Origin of the sequence: Exiguobacterium sp. SRB7LM (assembly GCF_015712685.1) — a bacterium.
Classification (GTDB): domain Bacteria; phylum Bacillota; class Bacilli; order Exiguobacteriales; family Exiguobacteriaceae; genus Exiguobacterium; species Exiguobacterium profundum.
The window spans coordinates 2,438,954-2,445,000 of sequence record NZ_VWVR01000006.1 but is presented as its reverse complement, the minus strand read 5'-3'; the positions used below and the strand labels follow the sequence as shown (position 1 = coordinate 2,445,000).

The window sequence follows — 6,047 nt, the reverse complement described above, 5'->3', positions numbered from 1 at the left end:
TAGAGTCTCTAACTCGCAGCCGTGATCCGGCTGGAGGACCGTGTCAGGCGGGTAGTTTGACTGGGGCGGTCGCCTCCTAAACAGTAACGGAGGCGCCCAAAGGTTCCCTCAGAATGGTTGGAAATCATTCGAAGAGTGCAAAGGCAGAAGGGAGCTTGACTGCGAGACCTACAAGTCGAGCAGGGACGAAAGTCGGGCTTAGTGATCCGGTGGTTCCGCATGGAAGGGCCATCGCTCAACGGATAAAAGCTACCCTGGGGATAACAGGCTGATCTCCCCCAAGAGTCCACATCGACGGGGAGGTTTGGCACCTCGATGTCGGCTCATCGCATCCTGGGGCTGGAGTAGGTCCCAAGGGTTGGGCTGTTCGCCCATTAAAGCGGTACGCGAGCTGGGTTCAGAACGTCGTGAGACAGTTCGGTCCCTATCCGTCGTGGGCGCAGGAAATTTGAGGAGAGCTGTCCTTAGTACGAGAGGACCGGGATGGACGCACCGCTGGTGTACCAGTTGTTCCGCCAGGAGCACCGCTGGGTAGCTACGTGCGGACGGGATAAGTGCTGAAAGCATCTAAGCATGAAGCCCCCTCCGAGATGAGATTTCCCTTTGAGCAATCAAGAAAGACCCCTCAGAGACGATGAGGTAGATAGGTCATGGGTGGAAGCGTGGCGACACGTGGAGCTGAATGATACTAATCGGTCGAGGCTTTGATCTAGTCTATGGTTTGTGTTGATGAATCCTCAGTTTTCAGGGAACAAGCCCTAAAGTCTGGTGGCGATAGCGAGACGGCCACACCCGTTCCCATGCCGAACACGGAAGTTAAGCGTCTCAGCGCCGAAAGTAGTTGGGGGATCTCCCCCTGTGAGGATAGGACGTTGCCAGGCAAACGGTGGTTCTGGAGCATTCGCTCAAGGGCCGCCGTTTTTTCATATCATCGATTCAGCTTAGTGGAAGAGAGGACGTAAGAAGCAATGGCTAAGAAGATCAAAGTATATGTCGAACCAAATGAAACGGTCAGTGAATGTTTAGATCGAATCAATGAAATGGGTTATCGTCCTATACGCCGTATTGAAAAGCCCGTCTTTGAGCAAACGGGAGCCAAAGATGAACCTGTCCATTCCCATCAATCGATTTTATTTGAATGCGTCTCTAAAGAATCCTAATGCCAAGCCGTCACACAATCTGCGTGACGGCTTTTTTATGTCTTTAACTAAATCAGGCGAGAATTCTCCCTCCTCTAAGCGCCTCGGGCCGTAGCCCGCGTAGGTGGGGGATGAATCGCCCAATCCAATAGTCTTCTCCTCCTGTGACAGATGTGACGAACAAAGGTTCGGGATTCCGTCAGATTCTTCCTCTCCCTCCGCGGGTATCGGATGAGGAGGACACATCACGATCTTCGTAGGGGAGGAGGGACGAACATGCTGAAAGGCTATAAATATAGGCTCCACCCGACGCCGGCACAGGAAGAGTTCCTCATCAAGACGATCGGCTGCGCACGGTTCATCTACAATAAGCTGCTCGAGGACCGCATCACCATCCGCGAGGAGGCGAAGGCGGGGAACGGGACGAGACGGAAACCGGCGACACCCGCCTCCTACAAGCCCCTGTTCCCGTTTCTCGCCGAGGCGGACAGCCTCGCGCTCGCGAACGCGAAGCTGAACCTCGACGCCGCGTTCGCGAAGTTCTTCGCCGGGACGGGCGGCTTCCCGGTGTTCAAATCGAGACGGCGGTCGCGCGCGTCCTACACGACGAACAACCAGCACGGCACGATCCGCATCGAGGACGGCAAGGTGAGACTTCCTAAAATCGGCTTCGTGAAGTTCACACAACATCGTCCGTTCGATGGAATCATTAAGTCGGCGACGGTCTCGATGACGAGGACGGGCAAGTTCTTCATCTCCATCCTCGTCAATCAAGATGAGGAAAAGTGGATCCCAGTCAAGAGCAAGGTCGGGATTGATCTCGGCCTGGAGCACTTCGCCGTCATGACGAACGACGCGATGGTCTCGGAGAAGATCGACAACCCCCGACTCCTCCGGAAATCCGAAGCGAAGGTCAAGAAGGCACAACGCGCGCTGTCACGCAAGATGGCCGGGAGCCGGAACCGAGAGAAGGCCAGGCTGATCCTCGCCAAGAGACATGAGAAGATCGCCAACCAACGCAAGGACTTCCTTCACAAACTGTCGAGACGGATCGTTGACGAGAACCAAGTCATCGTCGTGGAGACATTGAAGTCGAAGGACATGATGCAAAACCATAAGCTCGCCAAGTCCATCGGGGACGTCAGTTGGTACGAGTTCGTCCGTCAACTCGAGTACAAGTCAAACTTCTACGGACGGACGCTCATCAAGGCGGATCAATGGTTCGCATCTACGCAGATCTGTTCTTCTTGTGGCGAGAAAGGTCAGAGGAAGACGATGGATGTCCGTGAATGGACATGTGCCTGTGGCGCGCATCATGACCGTGACATGAACGCGAGCATCAACCTGTTGATGTTGGCAAACTAAAACGAATTCCTTCAGGGTGGGAACCACCCGACGAGCTTGGTAAACAATCGTGGCTAATAAAAGTACGGTCTTCCCAAGAAGCTCCCACTTCAATTTGCGAAGCAAATAAGTGGCGAGTAGTTCACTTCTCTTGCAGCGACTTCTTCCAATGTTTCTCCGAGTTCCATCGATCCTCCTGGTAATCCCCAGTCAAGTGTATCCGATCGGAATTGCATCAGTACCTCTTTCTTTTGATTGATGACCAAAATGGTTGCTCCCACACTGATAATCGGACGATTCCCAATCACTTCCCGTAAACTTGCGATGTAACTCATCTAACTCCCCCTTTTCAATAGCATACATTACCGAAGATGATTATGCTGATAATGTCTAAAAAGCGAACGATAAATATTCAGACAATTAAAATGTTCGCAGTTTATTGACATGTTTTCAAAGGACAAGGTACGATAGGCGTGTGAGATAAGAAAAATAAATAGTGCTCCATATAATCGCAAGGAAATGGCTTGCAAGTTTCTACCTGATCACCGATTCTGATCAGACTATGGGGTGTAGCGGACGTGTATTTGTCATGCCTATACCCTAAACTGATTGTCGGTTTAGGGATTTCTTTTTGTAAGGGGGACATTGGGAATGAACGTAGCAGTTGGAGTAATCATGGGAAGTTCATCTGATTGGGAGACGATGAAACATACATGTGACGTGTTGGATGAATTACAGATTCCATATGAAAAACAAGTCGTATCAGCTCACCGTACACCAGACCTTATGTTCGAATATGCTGAAGAGGCACGAAGCAGAGGCATCCAAGTGATCGTTGCGGGTGCTGGTGGGGCAGCCCACCTTCCTGGAATGGTCGCTGCGAAAACAACACTTCCTGTCATCGGTGTCCCGGTACAGTCGAAAGCACTCAATGGAATGGATTCGCTACTCTCCATTGTTCAGATGCCTGCAGGAGTTCCAGTAGCAACTGTTGCCATCGGAAAAGCGGGAGCAACGAATGCAGGGTTATTGGCTGCTCAAATCCTCAGCATCCACTCCACAGACATTACAAATCGACTTGATGCATTTCGTGAGAAGAAACAAGAGATGGCGATTCGAGGAACGGAGGAGTTGGTCTGATGAGAATCGGAATTTTAGGTGGAGGACAACTTGGCCGGATGATGTCTCTTAGTGCGAGTGCAATGGGATACACGACACTTTGTCTCGATCCAAACCCAGATGCACCGACTGCTCAAGTGGCAGATTCAATTGTTGCCTCATTTAATGATGTGAATGCCGCAAAAGAACTCGCTGCTCGTTCAGACGTTGTGACTTATGAATTTGAGAACATCGATACGGAAATGATTGCAGCCATCGAAGAAAAATGTCCACAAGGTATGGACGTATTGAAGGCGACGCAACATCGAATTTTAGAGAAACAGATGATTGAATCAGCAGGACTACGTGTCGCACAGTATGTTTCGGTACGTACGGTTCGAGATGTACGGCAGGCATATGAGAAGCTCGGCTTACCATTTGTCATCAAAACGTGTCGCTTCGGTTATGACGGGAAAGGGCAGACGGTCATTCGGTCGGAACATGACCTTCAGACATTCGTTGAACATTTTGTCGAGCAGGAATATGTCGCCGAAGCTTGGTTGCCATTTGAAAAAGAAATTTCAGTCATTGTGACGAGAGGGTATGACGAAACGTCGACATTCCCAATCAGTGAAAACATTCATCACAACAACATCCTACATTTATCGATTGTACCGGCTCGCGTATCAAATGAGATTCAAGAGGATGCAAGACACCTCGCTCTCCAGCTTGCAGACCATATCGGCTTAATGGGAACGCTCGCTGTCGAGCTGTTCGTCATGGCGGATGGCCGTCTATATGTGAATGAGCTTGCGCCGCGTCCGCACAACTCCGGGCACTACACGATTGACGCTTGTGAAACCTCACAATTTGAACAACACATTCGAGCCGTGACCGGGATGCGCCTTGGACGGACGAGATTGACATCGCCTGTCGTCATGGTCAACCTTCTCGGCGAGCATATGCCACGACTTCATGTCAAAGCATTGCCATCGAATGTTAAACTACATCTGTATGGAAAAGATGAAGCGAAGACAGGTCGCAAAATGGGACATTTGAACGTCCTTGGTGACACGGTCGAAGAAGCGCTTCATACCATCGAACAACTGGCAATTTGGAAGGAGACCGTTTTATGATTTCACGCTACACCCGCCCAGAGATGGCAAACATTTGGACTGATCAAAACAAATTCGAGGCTTGGTTAAAAGTTGAACTTTATGCCTGTGAGGCTTGGAGTGAACTCGGTATCATCCCGAAAGAAGATGTACAAGTTCTTTGGGACAAGGCATCGTTCGATGTTGATCGCATTCTAGAGATTGAACAAGAGACACGTCATGATGTGATTGCGTTCACTCGTGCCGTTTCCGAGACACTCGGAGAAGAGAAAAAGTGGGTACATTACGGATTGACGTCGACGGATGTCGTCGACACGGCACTCTCGTACTTAATCAAACAGGCGAATGATCTTTTAGAAGCCGATTTAGATCGCTTCATCGGTATTCTCGCAGAAAAAGCGAAGGCACATAAGTATGACATCATGATGGGACGTACCCATGGCGTTCACGCGGAACCGACCACGTTCGGTCTGAAGCTCGCCCTCTGGTATGAAGAGATGAAACGAAACAAAAAACGCTTCATGGCAGCTCGCGAAACGATTGAATTCGGGAAGATGAGCGGAGCGGTTGGGACGTTTGCGAATATCGACCCGTTCATCGAGTCATACGTCTGTGACAAGCTCGGTATCCAAGCTGCACCGATTTCGACACAGACACTCCAACGTGACCGTCATGCCGAGTACATGTCAACACTCGCATTGATTGCCACATCGATTGAAAAGATGGCAACCGAGATTCGTGGACTTCAAAAAACAGAGACACGCGAAGTGGAAGAGTTCTTTGCGAAAGGACAAAAAGGGTCTTCTGCGATGCCGCATAAACGTAATCCAATCGGTTCTGAAAATATGACGGGTCTTGCACGCGTCATTCGCGGTCATATGATGACAGCATACGAGAATGTCCCACTCTGGCATGAACGTGACATCTCGCACTCATCAGCAGAACGAATCATCATTCCGGATGCGACGATTCTCCTCAACTACATGTTGAACCGTTTCGGTAACATCGTGAAGAACTTGACGGTCTTCCCGGACAACATGCGCCGCAATATGGACCGTACGTTCGGGATCATCTTCTCGCAACGGATCTTACTCGGTCTCATCGAGAAGGGCTGGTCACGTGAAGCAGCATACGACGCGGTTCAACCGAAAGCGATGCAGGCATGGGAAGAAGAGACGATGTTCCGTACATTGATTGAAGAGGACAAAGAGATGGGCGCACTCTTTACGAGTGAAGAGCTCGATGAGTTGTTCGACCCGCGTTATCACGTACGCCGTGTCGATACGATTTTTGAACGCTGTGGTTTGTAATCGTTGAGGGGCGACAAGCCCCTCTCACTTTTAAGGGGGAA

The 6,047-nt window shown here is 50.3% G+C and carries 5 protein-coding genes, 2 rRNA genes, 1 pseudogene and 1 riboswitch (1 of these 9 cut by a window edge); of the genes and pseudogenes, 7 read left to right on the top strand and 1 reads right to left on the bottom strand.

Annotated elements, in window-relative coordinates; translation table 11 throughout:
* The 4 genes from F3H97_RS13350 to tnpB form a co-directional block, all read left to right on the top strand.
* Positions 1-712 (top strand): 23S ribosomal RNA (locus tag F3H97_RS13350) (it extends 2,202 nt beyond the left edge of the window).
* 52 nt (positions 713-764) lie between these two features.
* Positions 765-881: ribosomal RNA gene (rrf, locus tag F3H97_RS13345) — 5S ribosomal RNA — on the top strand.
* Positions 882-968: 87 nt separating this feature from the next.
* Positions 969-1,160, top strand: coding sequence for an NETI motif-containing protein (locus tag F3H97_RS13340; protein ID WP_015880702.1), 192 nt, complete (start codon positions 969-971; stop codon positions 1,158-1,160).
* A gap of 255 nt (positions 1,161-1,415) precedes the next feature.
* Complete coding sequence (gene tnpB, locus F3H97_RS13335; protein ID WP_196431641.1) at positions 1,416-2,504, top strand: IS200/IS605 family element RNA-guided endonuclease TnpB; 1,089 nt, start codon at positions 1,416-1,418, stop codon at positions 2,502-2,504.
* A 122-nt stretch (positions 2,505-2,626) separates the two neighbouring features.
* On the opposite strand, the pseudogene F3H97_RS13330 reads toward tnpB, so the two are convergent.
* A pseudogene (locus tag F3H97_RS13330) lies at positions 2,627-2,818 on the bottom strand (NUDIX domain-containing protein); the annotation flags it as partial.
* Between the two features lie 146 nt (positions 2,819-2,964).
* A riboswitch (purine riboswitch) is annotated at positions 2,965-3,066 on the top strand.
* A 68-nt stretch (positions 3,067-3,134) separates the two neighbouring features.
* On the opposite strand from F3H97_RS13330, the gene purE reads away from it, so the two are divergent.
* From purE to purB, 3 genes are read left to right on the top strand one after another with little or no spacing between them, the layout of a single operon-like run.
* Positions 3,135-3,623, top strand: coding sequence for a 5-(carboxyamino)imidazole ribonucleotide mutase (gene purE / locus F3H97_RS13325; protein WP_159563479.1), 489 nt, complete (start codon positions 3,135-3,137; stop codon positions 3,621-3,623).
* Positions 3,623-4,717, top strand: a complete 1,095-nt coding sequence (purK, locus tag F3H97_RS13320) for a 5-(carboxyamino)imidazole ribonucleotide synthase (RefSeq protein ID WP_196431640.1) — start codon at positions 3,623-3,625, stop codon at positions 4,715-4,717. The genes purE and purK overlap by 1 nt, the downstream gene beginning before the upstream one ends.
* Entirely contained in the window at positions 4,714-6,006 is a 1,293-nt protein-coding gene (purB, locus tag F3H97_RS13315) for an adenylosuccinate lyase (protein ID WP_015880706.1), read from the top strand. The genes purK and purB overlap by 4 nt, the downstream gene beginning before the upstream one ends.
* The last annotated feature ends 41 nt before the right edge of the window (positions 6,007-6,047 follow it).